Genomic DNA, 17,623 nt, shown 5'->3' with positions numbered 1-17,623 from the left:
GCAGGGGGCGTTGTGGAGGAGTACGCGGGGCGAGTGCTCGCCGACCGTTACCGCCTGCCGCTGCGCGCCTTCGACGACGACGGCTTCGGCGACGCCGCGGCGTACGCGCCGCACGACGCGACCCGCGCCTTCGACACGTACAGCGGGCAGGAGGTGCTCGTCCGGCAGGTGCCGCTGCCGGAGGTCGTCGAGGCGGAGGTGCTCGACGCGGACGGACTGCCGGACGGGTTCCGGCCCGGGGCGCCGGTCCGGGCGTCCGCCGAGCCGACCGTGGCCCGGGCCATCGAGGCGGCGCAGGCCGCCGCGCAGATCCCCGACCACCCGAGGCTCGACCAGGTCTTCGACGTGTTCGCCGAGGGCGGTTCGCTGTGGATCGTCAGCGAGGCCGTCGCCGCCCGGCCGCTCGCGGCGCTGCTCGACGCGGGGCCGCTGAGCCCGTACCGGGCCGCCGAGGTCGCCTCCGACGTGCTCACCGCGCTGCGGGCGCTGCACGCGCACGGCTGGGTCCACCGGAACGTGACGGCGCGGACGGTGATGATCTGCGACGACGGGCGCGTGCTGCTCACCGGGCTGGCCGCGGGAGCCGCGGAGGAGGCCCTGTGCGGCTACGATCCGCGGCCCGAAACCGCCCTGGAGGACGCCGAGTCGGAGTCCGAGCCGGATGAGGAGTCGGAGCCTGTGGCGCCGCCGGCCGCCGGGCCCGGCGCGGAGGACTTCCGGGCGGCCCGGGCCGGGGCCATCGCCGCGTACCGGGCCGGGGCGCGGGCCGCCACGTCCGGCGGTCGGATCGACGATCCGTACGGGGTGCGGGAAGAGTGGCACGGAGCCACGCCCCGCGCCGGTGTCCCGGTGCAGCCTGCCCGTTGGAACGAGCTGATACCCCGCGACGGCGGCACCGACCCGGAGCTCCGCCCCGAGCCCCGCCCGTCGAGCGCCGGAGAAGCCGGGACCGAGAGCCCCGTGCTGGGCGCCGTCGCCGCCGAGCGCGCCCGCCAGGTCCGGATGACCGTAGTCGGCCCCGTCACCGAACGCTGGGCGCCCGAACAGGCCCACCCCGTGCAGGACAGCTGGCAGTTGGCCGCCCCCGTCGGGCCCGCCACCGACCTGTGGGCGCTCGGCGCCCTCCTGTTCCGCGCTGTGCAGGGCCATGCCCCGTACCCGGAGGAGTCGACGCCCGAGCTGGTGCAGATGGTCTGTGCCGAGCCGCCCGCGTTCGCCGAGGAGTGCGGGCCGCTGCGGCCGGTCGTCGAGTCGCTGCTGCGCCAGGACCCCACCGAGCGGCTCGACATCGAGGAACTGCGCGGCTGGCTGCGGTCGTTGGTGCGCTCCGCGCCGGAGCCGGAGGCTGGGACGAACGTCGTGCCCGCGCCCGCCTTCGACGCGGCCCGGCTCCCCGTCGTCCGCCGCCGGGGCGAACTCGTCCGCAGACGGCGCCGCTCCAAGGCCGCCGCCGGGCATCCGCACGCCCGGCACAAGCGCGCCCCGCGCGAGCCCCAGCCGCCGCGCCGGGCCCCGCAGCCCCGGAGAGCCCCGCAGCCCCAGTCCCGGCAGGGCGGCGGCGAGCGGCGACCCGCCTCGCTGGGGCGCTGGCTGCTCGTGCTGATCCTGCTCGGCCTGGTCGGAGCCGTCGCGTACGCGATGGTGTTCCTGCCCGAGGCGGGCTCCAGCTCGGGCGCGCCGCGCGAGCAGGCGGGCGTCGTCGGCGGCGCCCCGGACAAGAACGGGGACGCCGACCCGAAGGCCGATCCGTCAGGACCGGACGCGAAGCCGAAGGACGGTACGCCGAAGGGCAAATCGCCGTCGAAGAAGGAGACCTCCGACCCGTCGAGCACCCAGCCGCAGTCGGACGTCGCGGCCGGATTCAGCCTGCGCAAGGACCCCGAGGGCTTCCAGGTCGCTGTGGCCAAGGGGTGGCAGCGCCAGGCGAAGAACGGGCGGGGCCAGATCCTGTACACGCACGGGAACTTCGCGCTGCTCGTCGTCCCCGGCCGTGACAGCACCGCCACGTACGGCGGCGACCCGATGAAGTACCAGCGCGAGGACGAGCGGGAGCTCCAGCCGTTCCGCGACTCCAGCTGGGCCACGTCCAGCGGCATGAAGACCATCGAGGTCGGCGGACGGACCATGGCCGAAGGGCAGTTCACCTGGCAGGAGTCCGGCGGCGAGGTGTTCGTGCGCAATGTGGCGATGGTGATCGGCGGCAGGTTCCACATCGTGCAGGTCCGGGGCCCCGAGGCCGAGCGCGACGAGGTGTCCCGGCTGTTCGAGCAGGCGTCCGCCACCTACCGGTACGGCGGTTGAGGCCGGTTCGCCGCGAGGTGGCCGGATCCCGTCCTGCGTCACAGTGACGTATCCATGGCACCCCGGCTGTTCCTCGGGGGCCGCCCGCTCCCTAGTGTGACCCTGTCAAGACCATTGCGGGGGAACGTGAATCAGATGCAGGGCGAGCTCCTCGCCGGGCGCTACCGGCTCGGCGAATCGATCGGGCGCGGCGGCATGGGACGCGTGTGGCGCGCGCACGACGAGGTGCTGCACCGCGTCGTCGCCGTCAAGGAGCTGACCGCCGCCACGTACGTGTCCGAGGCCGACCGGGCCGTGCTGCTGACGCGGACCCAGACCGAGGCGCGGGCCGCGGCCCGGATCAACCATCCGGCCGTCGTCACCGTCCACGACGTCCTGGAGCACGACGACCGGCCGTGGATCGTCATGGAGCTGGTCGAGGGCCCCTCGCTCGCCGACGCCGTCAAGGAGCACGGCCGCATCGTCCCGGCCGAGGCCGCGCGGATCGGTCTGTGGACGCTGCGGGCGCTGCGCGCCGCGCACACCGCGGGCGTCCTGCACCGCGACGTGAAGCCGGGCAACGTGCTGCTCGCGCGCGACGGCCGGGTCAAGCTCACCGACTTCGGCATCGCCCAGGTCGAGGGCGACTCGACCATCACCCGGACCGGCGAGATCGTCGGCTCCGTCGACTACCTGGCGCCCGAGCGGGTCAGCGGCGCCGAGCCGGGCCCCGCCTCCGACCTGTGGGCGCTCGGCGCGACGCTCTACACGGCCGTCGAGGGCCGGTCCCCGTTCCGCCGCACCTCCCCGCTGAGCACCATGCAGGCCGTCATCGAGGAGGAGCCCGAGATCCCCGCACACGCCGGGGCGATCGGGCCGGTGATCAGCGCGCTGCTCCGCAAGGACCCGGCCGCGCGCCCGGACGCCGACACGACCGAGGCGATGCTCGCGGAGGCCGCCGAGGGCCGCAGGCCGAGCGCGGCCCAGGCGTACGTGCCGACGCAGGTGCACCGCACGGGGCAGACCCAGGTGCACCACCAGGCCCCGCCCGCGGCGCCGGGCGGCACCGCCGTCATGGCCCCCCAGCCGGCCCCGCACCCCGCTCCGCACCCCGCGCCCCGCCCGCGCCGGCTGCCCCGGGTGCTGGCCGTCGTGGTCGCCGCGCTGCTCGTCGGGGGCGGCGGCGCGTACGGCGGGATGTACTACCTGGAGCACCGCGACGACGGCTCCACGTCCCGGCAGAACGCCGGCGGGAGCACGGGCGGGAAGACCGGCGGCACCGGCGAGAGCCCGTCGAAGCCGGCCAAGCCCGCGTCCGGCGCGATCCCCGAGAACTGGGAACGGGTCCATGACGTCGAGGGTTTCAGCCTGATGCTGCCGCCGGGCTGGACCCGCCAGCAGGACGGCACACAGATCGACTACACGCCGGACGGCGGGCAGCGGTTCGTGCGCATCGCCGTCGACAAGAACTCCCAGTGGCCGGACTCGTACCAGCACCAGCTGGACCTGGAGAAGGGCGTGCGCCCCAAGCTGCCGCAGTACCAGCGGGTGACGCTGCAGTCGAACATGTACCGGGACCGGCCGGGATCCCTCTGGGAGTTCACCTGGACCGCGGGGAACAAGGACACGACGTCCGGCCCCCGGCACGCGATCGAGCAGACGTACCGGACCGCGGACGGCACCGAGTACGCCATCTACCTGTCGGTGCCCGAGGAGAACTGGCCCGAGGCACGCACCCAGTTCGACGCGATCCTGCGGGGCTGGCAACCGGACGCGTAGGCCGTGTCCTCACACTCATGACCGGAACGGCACCCGTGCGCGTCTGTGACGGTGCGGCATGATGGGACGCATGGGGACCGAGGGGGACAACGTCCGTGTCGTGGGCGGACGTTACCGGCTGGAGGCCAGGATCGGGCGCGGCGGCATGGGCGTCGTCTGGCAGGCCGACGACACGCTGCTCGGACGGCGGGTGGCCGTCAAGGAGCTCGCGGTCGACGAGACCCTCTCCGAGGCCGAGGCGGCGCAGCAGCGCGAGCGCATGCTGCGCGAGGCCCGCGCGGTCGCCCAGTTGAGACACCCGCACGTGATCGTCGTGCACGATGTCGTGGTGCACGAGGGGCGCCCGTACATAGTGATGGAGCTGATCGAGGGCTGCTCGCTCGCCGACCGGATCGCCCGGGACGGGCCGCTCGACGCCCCCGAGGCGGCCCGCGTCGGGCTTGCCCTGCTCGGCGCGCTGCGCGTCGCGCACGCCGCGGGCGTCCTGCACCGCGACCTCAAGCCCGCCAACGTCCTGCTCGAACCGGCGACCGGCCGCGTCGTCCTCACCGACTTCGGCATCGCCCAGGTCGAGGGCGCCACGACGCTCACCGAGACCGGCGGCTTCGTCGGCTCGCCCGAGTACACGGCGCCGGAGCGGATGGCGGGGGAGCGGGCCGGGGCCGGCGCCGACCTGTGGTCGCTGGGCGCGCTGCTGTGCACGGCGCTCAGCGGCGAGTCCCCGTTCCGCCGCGACTCCCTCGGCGGCATCCTGCACGCGGTCGTCTACGAGGAGATCCGCCCGCCCGCGCAGGCCGCGCCGCTGCTCCCGGTGATCCGCGGCCTCCTGGAGCGCGAGCCCGCGCGGCGCATCGGCCTCGATGAGGCGGAGCGGCTGCTGGGCGCGTACGTGGACACGGGCGCGACCCCGCGCGCGGTGGGCCAGGGCCGCGCCGCGTACTCCCCGACCCGGCGCGACGTGCCGACGGTGACCCGGCAGCAGGAGCGGCGGCGCGGCCCGGCGCCGCGGTTCGTCCTGGTGGCGGCGGCGCTCGTCGCGGCGCTCGCCGGGGCCGGGATCGTGACGGGGGTGTATCTGGCGGGGGACCGGGAGGATCCGGCGCCGCCGGGCGGTTCCACGGGTCCGACGACGGGCGCGGGCGGCACGGCCTCGGCCGGTGTGTCGCCGAGCGCGGCGCCGACCGTCACGGTCACCGCGCGGCCGACCCGTACGCAGCGCCCGGGGGCCGGGGCCCCGGCCGGGTACCGGGTCGTGACGGACGAGGAGGGGTTCCGGCTGGCGGTGCCGAAGGGCTTCACGCGCTCCGTGGACGGGCCGCGGGTGTTCTACAAGTCGCCGGGCGGGGCCTTCCGTATCGGCATCAAGGTGACGGAGCCGGTTCCGGCCGGTGGGCCCGGCGGTGTGCAGCGGCGCTCGGCCGCGGCGGGCCCGAAGAACAATCCGGGCTACCGCGACGGCAGGGTCACCGACACCACGCACCGGGGCGGCGCCGCCGCGCTGTGGGAGTTCTCCTGGGACGGCTTCAGCGTGACCGAGGGCGCCCGGCACACCGTCGACCTGTGCTGGCAGCAGGCCGGCCGGCTGTACGACGTGTGGGTGTCGGGGCCGGTCGGGCGGCGGGCGGAGGCGCGCGGGCACTTCGACGTGGCCGTCGACAGCTTCGCGCCTTCTGTCACGGATTGACCTGTTCCGCTGCTGCAGCGCGGTCACAATGCCATGACCTGAGTGGAACCGGGGCGCCTTCGCACGGTAGTCATGGACGCATGAGTGACAACGGGGGAGCCGGATACGGCCCGAACGATCCCACCAGCTTCGGCCTCCAGCCGCCGCAGCAGCCGTACGCCTCCGCGCACCAGGGCGGCAACCCCTACGGTGCGGGTGACGGCAACCCGTACGCGCAGCCCACGCAGGCCACTTCGTACCCGCAGCACCCCCAGGCCCCGCAGCACCCGCAGCACCCGCAGGCCCAGCCCCAGCAGCACCAGCAGGCGCCGCAGGCCCCGCAGCCCACGCAGGTCGTGCCGGATCAGGCCGACCCGGGCGCGGGCCGCCTCGTCGCGGGCCGCTACCGGCTGCTGAGCAAGCTCGGCCACGGCGGCATGGGCACCGTGTGGCGGGCCAAGGACGAGACGGTGGACCGCGAGGTCGCGGTCAAGGAGCCGCGCATCCCGGACCACCTGCCGGCGCAGGAGCGGGCCAACGCGTTCGAGCGCATGCGGCGCGAGGCGCGGGCCGCGGCGCGCCTCGACCACCCCGCGGTGGTGAACGTGCACGACGTCGCCGTCGAGGACGGCCAGCCGTGGATCGTCATGGAGTTCGTGCAGGGCCGTTCGCTCGGCGAGGCCCTCAAGGAGGGCACGCTCGGCGCGCGGGAGGCCGCCCGGATCGGCCTGGAGGTGCTCGGCGCCCTGGAGGCCGCGCACGCCGCCGGCATCCTGCACCGTGACGTGAAGCCGGACAACGTGATGCTCGGCCGCCACGACCGCGTGATCCTCACCGACTTCGGCATCGCCCAGATCGAGGGCGAGACGAACCTGACGGACACCGGCGGCTTCGTCGGCTCGCCCGAGTTCATCGCGCCCGAGCGGGTCCTCGGCCAGCGCCCCGGCCCGGCCTCCGACCTGTGGTCGCTCGGCGTCGTCCTCTACGCGGCGACCGAGGGCGTCTCCCCGTTCCGCCGCAACAACACCCCGGCCACTCTCCAGTCCGTCCTGAACGCGACCCCGGCCGCGCCCGCCTCCGCGCAGGGCCCGCTGGCCGAGGCCATCAACGGCCTGCTCCAGAAGGACCCGGCCCGCCGGCCGAACGCGGCGCAGGTCCGCGCCCTCCTGGAGCGCGCCGTGCAGCCGCCCGCTCCGCAGCCCACCCAGGTCGTCCAGATCGGCTCGTCGCAGAGCGGGCTCCGGCTGGGCCGCAAGGCGCTCCTCGGGATCGGCGCGGGTGTCGTCGTGGCCGCGGTCGCCGCGTACCTGGTCCTCGCGAAGCCGTTCGCGGGCCCGCTGCCGGACGGCTGGAAGAAGCACGACGAGGCGAAGCCGGTGGACGCGACCGTCGCCGTGCCCTCCGACTACATCCGGATCCCGGACGAGGACACGGTCGAGGTCACCTACAAGGACCCGAGCGGCGCGATCACCGTCATGCTGGCGCGCTGGGACCACGTCGACGACAAGACCGACATCGCGGGGACGGCCGACGCCGAGGCGTTCAAGGACTCCGACGACATCAAGAACAACTCGTTCCTCGGTGCCGGTGCGTCCATGTCGAGCGACACCAAGCCCACGAGCGAGACCGACTCCAACTTCACGTACAAGGAGAAGGACGCCGCGCTCAACAAGATCACGTACGGCGTCAGCGGCACCGCGCTCGACCTGGACAAGGACGTGCCGCGCGAGGCGCAGGCGTTCTACTACAAGACCTCGGCCGGGGACATGTACCGGCTGTGGATCGACTATCCGGGCAAGGGCGACTTCACCGAGCGCGGCCGGGAGGTCGCCAAGACCGCCATCGCCAACCTCGACATCCACAAGCTCTGAGGTGGCCGCGCAGGGGGAACGGCTGATCGGAGGACGCTACCGGCTGGCCGAGCGCATCGGCTCCGGCGGCATGGGCACCGTGTGGCGCGCGGTCGACGAACGGGTCGGCCGCGATGTCGCCGTCAAGGAACCGCGGCTGCCGGGCGATCCGGAGCGCGCCTACGCCCGGCTCCAGCGCGAGGCGCGGGCCGCGGCCCGGGTCGAGCACCCGTCGGCGGTCGCCGTGCACGACGTCGTCGTCGAGGACGGGCTGCCGTGGATCGTCATGGAGCTGGTGCGCGGCGAGTCGCTGCACGAGGTGCTCCAGCGCGGCCCGCTGCCGCCCGCGGAGGCGGCGCGGATCGGCCGGGACGTGCTGGGCGCGCTGCGCGCCGCGCACGCCAAGGGCATCGTGCACCGGGACGTGAAACCGGCGAACGTGCTGCTCGGGCCGCACGGCCGGGTCGTGCTCACCGACTTCGGCATCGCGCACGTGCAGGGCGAGGAGTCGCTCACGATGAGCGGCGAGTTCGTCGGCTCGCTGGAGTTCATCGCGCCCGAGCGGATGGCCGGGGACGGCGCGGGCCCGTCCAGCGACCTGTGGGCGCTGGGCGTGCTGCTGTACACGGCGGTGGAGGGCTGGTCCCCGTTCCGCCGCACGACGCTGGAGTCGACGCTCGCCGCGATCCTCTCCTTCGCCCCGCCGCCGGCCGAACGGGCCGGTGTGCTGGGCCCGTTGATCGACCGGCTGCTCGCCAAGGAACCGGCGGACCGGCCGGACGCGGCGACGGTCGCGGCGGGGCTCGCGGCCGCCGCCGACGGGCGCCCGCTGCCGGAGCCGTTCACCGAGCCGGTGGCCCAGGACCCGGCGGGGCTGCGGGAGTTGGGCGACGACGTCGGCACCGTACGGCTGAAGGCGCCGGCCGCTCCTGAGGCACCGGCCGCTCCTGAGGCGGCGTCCGTCGCGGAGCGGCCCGCGGCGAAGGGCCCGCGCCGTCGCTCGCCGGTCGCGCTGGTCGTCGCCGCGCTCATGGGCGCCGTCCTGGTCGGCGGCGGTGTCTGGCTGGGCACCTCGCTCGGCACCTCGGGCGACGACGGCGCGCCCTTCTCCGAGGGGTCCAGTGGGGAGCTGCACGAGGCGTCCCTCATGCCGGAGGAGCCGCAGGACGCCACCGCGCCCGGCAAGGTGAAGGGCTGGACCGCGCACAAGGAGAGCAGCGTCGGCGCCGTGATCTCGGTGCCGGACGCGCTCACCGACGTCTACCACGAACCGTCCGACGACGGTGTCCAGTACACCGACCCCAAGAGCGACGTGACGCTGAGCCTGAAGCGCTGGGCGCCGGAGACGAGCGGTTCGACGGCGTACGCCTGGGCGACCGGCGCCGCCGACGGGTACGCCACGAACGGCAGCACCGACATCCGCAAGACGATCACGCGGACGAGCTTCCACGGCAAGGACGCCGCCCAGCTCGACATCACGTACCGCAGCGCCGCCGACAGCGGCCTCACGCGCGAGATGCGGCTCTACGTCGTCGACGAGACGGGCCGCTACGACCTCGGGGTGAGCATGCCGAAGGGCGTGAAGACGTACGAGAAACAGGGCACCGACACCTTCAAGGGGGCCCGGGACAGGCTCGAACTCGAAAAGAGTTGACCGGCCCGGTGCGGCCGGTGGCGGCACCGGTAAAGCCACTGATCAGCGGCTTTGCTGCCAGCGATCACTGGCGTGGTGTGTGGAGGCCGTGAAAGCCGATTACCGGTGGGTACACAAAGCGTCGGCTTCCGCATACCCTCCCCCTCATGACGGAGTCGCAGGCCACCCACGAGAAGACCGGAACCAACCCGACAGCGGCCGCCCCGGAGGGCGTGCGCACCGCTGCCGACGTGGTCACGCCCGAGCTGATCGCCCAGCTCACCCGAGGCGTGGTCGGCTCGGGGCGGACCGCGAACCACACGCCGTTCACCGGTGAGAAGCTCGCCGACCTGCCGGAGTCGACGCCCGAGGACGTGGCCACCGCCTTCGAGCGGGCCCGCGCCGCCCAGGAGGTCTGGGCGAAGACGCCGGTGCGCAAGCGCGCCGCGGTGCTGCTGCGCTTCCACGACCTGGTGCTCGCCCGCCAGGCCGAGGTCCTCGACCTCATCCAGCTGGAGACCGGCAAGGCCCGCCTGCACGCGCACGAAGAGGTGCAGGCCGTCGCCGTCGCGTCCCGTCACTACGGCCGCAAGGCCCCGGCCTACCTCAAGCCCCGGCGGCACACCGGCGCGGTCCCGACCCTCACCAAGGTGACCGAGCTGCGCCAGCCGCGCGGCGTCGTCGGCCAGATCGCCCCGTGGAACTACCCGCTGGAGCTGTCGGTCGGCGACGCGCTCCCCGCGTTCGTCGCGGGCAACGCGGTCGTCATGAAGCCCGACACCGAGACCTGCCTGACCGCCCTGTGGGCCCGCGACCTGCTCATCGAGGCCGGTCTGCCCGCCGAGGTCTTCCAGGTCGTGCTCGGTGAAGGCCCGGTCGTGGGGCCCGAGTTGGTCAAGCACGCCGACTACGTCTCCTTCACCGGCTCCACCCGCACCGGCCGCGAGGTCGCCCAGGGCGCCGCCGCCCGCCTCGTCGGCGTCTCGCTCGAACTCGGCGGCAAGAACGCCATGCTGGTCCTCAAGGACGCCGACGTGGAGAAGGCCGCCGCCGGCGCCGTCCGCGCCTGCTTCTCCTCCGCGGGCCAACTCTGCATCTCCATCGAGCGGTTGTACGTCCACGAGTCGATCGCCGACGCCTTCCTGGAGCGCTTCGCCGCCCGCACGAAGGCGATGCGGCTCGGCACCTCCCTCGCCTACGGGGCCGACATGGGCTCCCTCGTCGGCGAGCGCCAGCTCACCACCGTGACCCGGCACGTCGAGGAGGCCGTCGCCAAGGGCGCCACGCTCGTCGCCGGCGGCGTCGCCCGCCCCGACATCGGCCCGTACTTCTTCGAGCCGACCATCCTCGACGGGGTCGAGGCCCCGATGTCCGTCTGCACCGAGGAGACCTTCGGCCCGGTCGTCTCGATCTACCGCTTCACGGACGAGGACGAGGTCATCGCACAGGCCAACGGCACGCCGTACGGCCTCAACTCCTCGGTCTGGACGAAGGACGCCCGGCGCGGCCACGAGGTCGCCGCCCGCCTGCGCACCGGCACCGTGAACATCAACGAGGGCTACGCCCCCGCCTACGGCAGCGTCCAGTCGCCCATGGGCGGCATGAAGCAGTCGGGCCTCGGCCGCCGCCACGGCTCCGAGGGCATCCTCAAGTACACCGAGGCGCAGACGGTCGCCCACCAGCGCGTGATGCCGATGGCCCCGTCCTTCGGCATGGACGACGCGTCCTACGCCAAGTTCATGACCACCAGCCTGAGCCTGATGAAGAAGCTCCGCCTCAAGTAGCCGATTTCGTCTGCGGCCCGGTGGGGCTTCTCGCGCAGTTCCCCGCGCCCCTGAAATGCAGACGCTTTGCGTCGCATTTCCCCGATGGGGCATCGCCCCGATGGAGATCGCGCACGAAGTGCGCATCTCCAGGGGCGCGGGGAACTGCGCGACCAGCCCCCACCGGGCTGCACCCGGCAACGAGACATCCCCCGCCACGGCGAGATTCCGAAGCCCGCACCAGATCCGACCCGCACAAGGAGACGCCCCCATGGCCCAGGCCGCGCAAGACCCCGGGTACGACTACGACGTCCTGGTCATCGGATCCGGCTTCGGCGGAGCCGTCACCGCCCTGCGCCTCACCGAGAAGGGCTACAAGGTAGGCGTCCTGGAGGCGGGCCGCCGCTTCGCCCCCGGCACCCTCCCCAAGAACTCCTGGGACCTCAAGAACTTCCTCTGGGCGCCGAAGCTCGGCATGTACGGCCTCCAGCGCATCCACCTGCTCGGCAACGTGATGGTGCTGGCCGGCGCCGGCGTCGGCGGCGGCTCCCTCAACTACGCCAACACCCTCTACGTTCCGCCGAAGCCCTTCTTCGACGACCCGCAGTGGAAGCACATCACGGACTGGCAGGACGAGCTCGGCCCGTACTACGACCAGGCCAAGCGCATGCTGGGCGTCCGCCTCAACCCGACGATGACCCCCGCCGACGTGCACCTCAAGGCGGCGGCCCAGTCCATGGGCATCGGCGACTCCTTCCACATGGCCCCGGTCGGCGTGTTCTTCGGCGACGGCGAGGACGCGGACGGCGCGAGCAGGGCGAAGCCCGGCGCCCAGGTGCCGGACCCGTACTTCGGCGGCGCGGGCCCGGCCCGCAAGGCGTGCACCGAGTGCGGCGAGTGCATGACCGGCTGCCGGCACGGCGCGAAGAACACCCTGAACGAGAACTACCTGTACCTGGCCGAGAAGGCGGGCGCCTCCGTGCACCCGATGACGACGGTCGTCTCCGTCACCGACGACTCGCGGGGCGGCTACGCGGTGGCCACCCTGCCGACCGACGACAAGAAGAAGTCGGCGGGCCGCGTCTTCCGCGCCCCCAAGGTCGTCGTCGCGGCCGGCACCTACGGCACGCAGACCCTGCTGCACCGCATGAAGGCAGGCGGCCAACTCCCGTACATCTCCAAGAAGCTGGGCCACCTGACCCGCACCAACTCGGAGGCCCTGGTCGGCGCCCAGACCACCGACCGGCGCTACCGCAAGAAGCACGGCGCAGCGAAGGCCGACTTCACCCAGGGCGTCGCGATCACGTCCTCGATCCACCCGGACGAGAACACCCACATCGAACCGGTCCGCTACGGCAAGGGCTCCAACGCGATGGGCGGCCTGACCATCCTTCAGGTGCCGTACGCGGAGGGCTCGTCCCGCGTCGCCGGCTGGCTGGCGAACGTGGTCAAGCACCCGACCCTGCTGGCCCGTTCGCTCTCCAACCACCGCTGGTCCGAGAAGACCATCATCGGCCTCGTCATGCAGTCCCTGGACAACTCGCTGACGACGTACCTGAAGCCGGGCGGCGTCGGCAAGGGCCTGCTCACCGCCGAGCAGGGCCACGGCGCGCCCAACCCGAAGCAGATCAAGGCCGCCACGGACGGCGCGTCCGCGATCGCCGCCGAGATCAACGGCTTCGCCGGGTCGAACGTCGGCGAGCTCATGGGCACCCCGCTCACCGCCCACTTCCTCGGCGGCTGCCCCATCGGCGACAGCGCCGAGACCGGCGTCATCGACCCGTACCACCGGCTCTACGGGCACCCGGGGATCTCGGTGGTGGACGGCGCCGCCGTCTCCGCGAACCTCGGCGTCAACCCGTCCCTGACCATCACGGCGCAGGCCGAGCGGGCCATGTCGTACTGGCCGAACAAGGGCGAGGAGGACCCGCGCCCCGAGGTCGGCACCGCGTACGTGCGGCTCGCGCCCGTCGAGCCGAAGAACCCGGCGGTCCCCGCGGAGGCGTTCGGCGCGCTGAAGCTGCCCTTCCTCGGCATGCCCGAGGTCCCGCCGAAGAAGTAGGCCGAAGAAGGAGACAGACAAGAAAGGACCCGCACCCCCCTCCGAGTGCGGGTCCTTCCTCGCTAGCGCGTCAAGTGGCGCGCTCAGCCCTCGGCGCCCACCTTGCGGCGACGCACGGAGTAGACGACACCGGCACCGGCGACGACGGCGATGCCGCCGATCATGCCGACGGTCGGCAGCATGGAGCTGGAACCCGTCTCGGCCAGCGACCCGCCGAGCGGGGTGCTGCTGGCCTGCGGGGCGGGGGTGTTGGACGGGCGCGGCTTGACCGGCTTGCCGGGCTTGCCCTTGGCCGGCGGCACCTCGCCCGGCTTCGTGCCCGCGGCGAGGATCTCGAACTCGTAGAGCGAGTTCTCCCCGTCGTTGAACGAGCACAGGCCGTCGCTGTCCACGCTCATGCCGAGCGAGACGCCGGCGCCGAAGCCGGCCGGGGCCTTGGCGTCGACCTGGATGCGCAGCGCGAAGTCGGCGTGCTCACCCGGGGCGAGCGGGCCGGAGTGCTGGAACGGCAGCATGGTCTCGTCGCCGATCGCGGCGTCGTGCCAGCCGTCCGCCCCGCGCCACTGCACGGTCAGGTACTTGGTGGCGTCGGAGCCCTCGGCGTCGTCCGCCACCGCGAAGACGTACAGGGACGCGTACACCTTGTCGAAGTCGCGGTCCGACGCGTTCGCGACGCGGTACGTGAAGTCGTGCCAGCCGGAGCCGGCGACGATCTTCGACGGCAGGCCGCGCAGCTCGGCGACGGTGCCCTTGTCGTCCTCGTCGGCGACGTCGTCGCAGGACTCCAGCGGGTCGGTGGTCTCCGACGGGCTGGGGCTCGTGGTGGTCGGGGTCTCGGTGCCGGGCGTCTCGGTCTTCGTGCCGTCCTCGGCGCCGGGCTCGGTGCCGGGCTCGGTGCCGGCCTCCTCGCCCGTGCCGGCCTCGGCACCGGAACCGTCCTCGGTGCCCGCCTCGGAGCCGGAGCCGTCCTCGGTGCCGCCCGCCGGGGGCTGCTCGGCGTCGGCCGAGCCGTCGGACTCGCCGGTGCCCGGGGCGTCCGTCGACGGCGCCGGGTCCGGCGTCTCGGTCGGCTGGGTGTCGGTGGCGCCGGCGGTGGTGACCGGAGCCGGGTCGTCCGCGAACGCGGCCGGTGCGGACAGGAGCGCGATCGGGGCGAGGGCGGCCGTCGCGGCCGCCGTCACCAGTGCGCGGCGAAGCTTCATTCAGGACCTCGTGGGTACGAAGGGCGGCCCCGCGATGGCGGACGCGGACGTGGCCGTGGTGTCGCAAAGAGGACCCTTGATCGGCGCGCATGGTTGTCCTGCCACTGACAGGATCTTTATGTGACCTGGGTCACGACCTTCGGTGTGCGGGCGCGTACGCCCAGGTCATGGCCCCCGGTGAAGTGCAACCCGACCCTGTCGGGGCCTTCCGGGAACAGGTCCGTCTTGTTGCGGTCCATGACGTCGCTGCCGATTCGCCCGATCGGCACCGGCACCGCCGCGGCCGCCGACCGGTGCAGCCACAGCGTCCAGTCCGCCCGTTCCCCGTCGCGCCGCGCGGCCGCCTCCGCGTACGGCAGCGTGAACTCGAAGTGCTCGTCGGTCACCCGCACCACGGGCACCGAGAAGTCCCGCTCCTCGCCGGCCCGCGCGACGGCCACCACCCGTGCCCCGTCGAGCCCGCCGCGCACCCCGTACAGCGCCGCCCCGACCACGGCCCGCTCCGGCCCCGCGTCCACGTGCAGCACCTCCGCGTGCGCGGGCCGCAGCCAGGCCCGCAGCGCGAGGAACCCGTCGGACGTGGCGTACGGCAGCCAGGCCGCGACCCCGTCGGGAACCGTCCGGGGGCTCGCCCCGACCCGCCGCGCCCGCTCGGCGAGCCCGCACTCCAGACGCCGCCGCCGGTCGGTGCCGCGCGGCGCGACGTAGCAGTCCCAGCGGCCCTCGGCGAGGCGGTGCGCGTCCGCCGCGACCACGACCTCCCCGTCCTGCGGCACCGCGATCCGCACCTCCCGCCCCTTGGGGTCCCGGCGCAGCCGCGCCACGAAGTCCAGCGGTCCGGCCGGCAGCGTCGCCGGGTCGAACCGCACGGTGAACCCGCCGTCGCCGGTCGACCGGGCGAACGCGACGGGCGCGACGGGAGCCGCCGCGGCCGCGGCGGGCGCCGCCCCGGGCACCGGCGCCGCGACGGCCTTCGGCGCGGGGGCAGCCGACCGCAGCCGCCGCCACATCCGCGCCCCGAACGAGGGCGCGACCGGGGCCGCGACCGGCACCGGTCTCTGGGACGGTTCCGGCACCTGAGCCGGAGCCTCGGCACCCCGCTCCCGCCCCGCACCCAGCTCCCGGAACAGCTCCTCGTACCGGAGCGCGACCGCCGCCGGCTCGAAGTCCCGGGCCCGCTCGAGGGCCGCCGCCCCGAGCCGCGCACGCAGCCCGTCGTCCGACATCAGCCGGCGCAGCGCGTCGGCGTACCCGGCCACCCCGGCCTCCAGCGGCACGAGCAGCCCGTCCCGCTCGTGCGTGATGATCTCGGCCGGACCGTGCGGACAGTCCGTCGCGACCACCGGGACCCCGCAGTGCATGGCCTCGACGACGGTCATCCCGAAGGACTCCATGTCGGAGGTGACGGCGGCGATCGCCCCCTTCGCCCACTCGGTCTCGATGGGGGAGACCGGCCCCATGAGGCGCACCTGCCCGTACAGCCCGAGCCGGTCGATCCGCTCCCGCAGCGCCGCCTTCTCGGGCCCGCGCCCGTACAGCCGCAGCGCCCAGTCCGGATGCTCGGCGGCGACCTCCGCGAACGCGTCGACGAGCCGGTCGTAGCGCTTGACCGGGATGAGCCGCCCGGCCGCCACGATCACCTTCGAGTCCAGCGGTGACCGCTCCACGCCAGGCGCGGGCACCCCGTTCGGTACACAGGTGATCCGCGTACGGACCTGGGGCAGCTCGGCGCGGTAGCGCGCGGCGTCGGCCTCGGAGACGGTGACGAACGCGTCGAGCCCGGCCAGCGCCACGTTCTGCGCGTGCCGCACCTCGTCGGTGTGCCCGTCGTACGAGAGGTGTTCCTGGCCGACGCGGAGATAGCGGTCGGCGCCGTACCGGGCGAGGTAGCCGTTGAGGATCGGCCGGGTCGCGACGACGATGTCGGCGTCGGTCCGGTCGAGGAACGCGGCGATCCGCTCGTCGTGCAGGGCGGTGTAGGCCAGCCGCCCCGTCCGGGTGCCGCGCTCGTGGTACATCGCGCACGGCTGCTGGGCGAGGGGTTCGGCCCCGGCATGGTCGGGGCTGTCCTCGCGCAGGTCGATCAGGGTGGTCATCCGCACGCGCGGGTCGAAGGGCAGCCCGGTGCGGTCGAGCACCCGGTGCACGCTCACGACCTCGACGCTGTGCCGCTCGGCGAGCGCCGCCGACATGTTGGCCGTGGCACGGATGGTGCCGCCGATGCCGTACGCGTTGTTGAGCAGGAAGACGATCTTCTGCCGGGGGAGGGAAGAAGCAGGGGGAGTCACGATATGACACCAATGTTCCACTTATTGCGCCGTGTTGAGCGTCATGTTCGAGCAGTACAACCTTTTCGCCGATTCCCGATCGTTATGGGGAACGGGCGGTCAGGAGTGGTCCGGCACCCCAGGTCCCGGCTTTGATGGCCGCTCGGCGCGACCGCAACGGCGGCCGCGCTGTCGAGTGCATGAGGTGGGGAACGAAGTGAAGTCAGGTCTCGGGCGCACGCTGGCAGGGATCGGTGCGCTGGTCGCGCTCACGGCGACCGCGGGATGCGGCGGCGGCGGCACGGACGACGGCGGCAAGACCGGCGACAAGCCGGCCGCGAAGGCCCCGGCCACGGCGAAGCCCGGTCTGGAGCCGCTCGGCATGGCGCAGCTGAAGAAGGCGGCGCTCGCTCAGGGCGATGTGAAGGGCTACCGGATCACCCCGGCCGCCGAGGACGAGATCCCGGACGTCAGCGTCCCGGCGAAGCCGGCGTCCTGCCAGGCGATCGCCGACCTGTTCCTGCTCGGCACGGAGCCGGACGCCGAGGCGCGGGTGGCGCGCTCGGTGATCTCGACGGACGCGACGGACGCGACGCTCCTGAAGGTGGGCCTGTTCGGTCACGAGGAGGCGAACGCGAAGAAGATCCTCGCCGACGTGCGCGAGCAGAGCGAGAACTGCCACTCGTACGAGCACACCGACTACCAGTACAGCGACGTGAAGCCCGGCGAGGCGCCGAAGCTGGGCGACGAGGCGGTCGCGTTCACGGTGCGCGGGAACGTCGACGGCACGAAGATGACCTTCGGGTACACGGTCGTGCGCAGCGGTTCGAGCCTCGTGGTCTTCCAGGCGCTGAACGCCCTGGGCGGCGCGAAGGCCGAGGTGCCGGACGCGGTCGTGGAGGCGCAGATGGGCAAGCTGGAGAAGCAGGCGTAACCGCCGGCTCGTGGAGCAGGGGACCTGAGGCGAAGGCGTGGGGTCGGTCTACGCATCGTGCTCACCGATGGGGTCTCGAGCGCTGGTCTGGGGGGCGGGACGGAGGCCGACCGGCCCCGGGCGTCCCCGGGACCGGTCGTTCTCTTGGTGTGACCGGGCTGCTGTCCCCTGCCGTCCGGTCACTGAGCTG

At 73.5% G+C, this 17,623-nt stretch carries 10 protein-coding genes; 8 read left to right on the top strand and 2 right to left on the bottom strand.

Annotated features, from left to right (window positions below; genetic code table 11):
• The first annotated feature begins 12 nt into the window (after positions 1 to 12).
• From ACIBTU_RS27480 to ACIBTU_RS27450, 7 genes are all read left to right on the top strand, one after another.
• Positions 13 to 2,301, top strand: coding sequence for a protein kinase (locus ACIBTU_RS27480; protein WP_399129149.1), 2,289 nt, complete (start codon positions 13 to 15; stop codon positions 2,299 to 2,301).
• Between the two features lie 135 nt (positions 2,302 to 2,436).
• A complete protein-coding gene (locus ACIBTU_RS27475) occupies positions 2,437 to 4,059 on the top strand; it encodes a protein kinase (RefSeq protein ID WP_399129148.1) in 1,623 nt (540 codons plus the stop codon).
• A gap of 70 nt (positions 4,060 to 4,129) precedes the next feature.
• Entirely contained in the window at positions 4,130 to 5,743 is a 1,614-nt protein-coding gene (locus ACIBTU_RS27470) for a serine/threonine-protein kinase (RefSeq protein ID WP_399129146.1), read from the top strand.
• 80 nt (positions 5,744 to 5,823) lie between these two features.
• Positions 5,824 to 7,593 carry a serine/threonine-protein kinase gene (locus tag ACIBTU_RS27465; RefSeq protein ID WP_399129144.1) on the top strand — a complete coding sequence of 590 codons (1,770 nt, stop codon included), beginning with the start codon at positions 5,824 to 5,826 and terminating at the stop codon, positions 7,591 to 7,593.
• A gap of 1 nt (position 7,594) precedes the next feature.
• Positions 7,595 to 9,226, top strand: coding sequence for a serine/threonine-protein kinase (locus ACIBTU_RS27460; protein ID WP_399129143.1), 1,632 nt, complete (start codon positions 7,595 to 7,597; stop codon positions 9,224 to 9,226).
• A 146-nt stretch (positions 9,227 to 9,372) separates the two neighbouring features.
• Complete coding sequence (locus ACIBTU_RS27455; protein ID WP_399129142.1) at positions 9,373 to 10,989, top strand: succinic semialdehyde dehydrogenase; 1,617 nt, start codon at positions 9,373 to 9,375, stop codon at positions 10,987 to 10,989.
• Between the two features lie 250 nt (positions 10,990 to 11,239).
• Positions 11,240 to 13,030 (top strand): GMC family oxidoreductase N-terminal domain-containing protein, encoded by a 1,791-nt coding sequence (locus tag ACIBTU_RS27450; RefSeq protein ID WP_399129141.1) that lies wholly within the window; start codon positions 11,240 to 11,242, stop codon positions 13,028 to 13,030.
• 83 nt (positions 13,031 to 13,113) lie between these two features.
• Here ACIBTU_RS27450 and ACIBTU_RS27445 read toward each other — a convergent pair whose 3' ends face one another.
• Both ACIBTU_RS27445 and ACIBTU_RS27440 read right to left on the bottom strand, forming a co-directional pair.
• Positions 13,114 to 14,232, bottom strand: a complete 1,119-nt coding sequence (locus tag ACIBTU_RS27445) for a peptidase (protein WP_399129140.1) — start codon at positions 14,230 to 14,232, stop codon at positions 13,114 to 13,116.
• A gap of 116 nt (positions 14,233 to 14,348) precedes the next feature.
• Positions 14,349 to 16,520: a glycosyltransferase family 4 protein gene (locus ACIBTU_RS27440; RefSeq protein WP_399129139.1), complete on the bottom strand. Its 2,172-nt coding sequence runs from the start codon at positions 16,518 to 16,520 to the stop codon at positions 14,349 to 14,351.
• 196 nt (positions 16,521 to 16,716) lie between these two features.
• On the opposite strand from ACIBTU_RS27440, the gene ACIBTU_RS27435 reads away from it, so the two are divergent.
• Entirely contained in the window at positions 16,717 to 17,433 is a 717-nt protein-coding gene (locus tag ACIBTU_RS27435; RefSeq protein WP_399129138.1) for a hypothetical protein, read from the top strand.
• The last annotated feature ends 190 nt before the right edge of the window (positions 17,434 to 17,623 follow it).

Origin of the sequence: Streptomyces sp. NPDC050145, from assembly GCF_044460245.1 — a bacterium.
Taxonomy (GTDB): Bacteria; Actinomycetota; Actinomycetes; order Streptomycetales; family Streptomycetaceae; genus Streptomyces.
The sequence above is the reverse complement of the archived record's forward strand: the minus strand, read 5'-3'. Positions and strand labels throughout refer to the sequence as shown.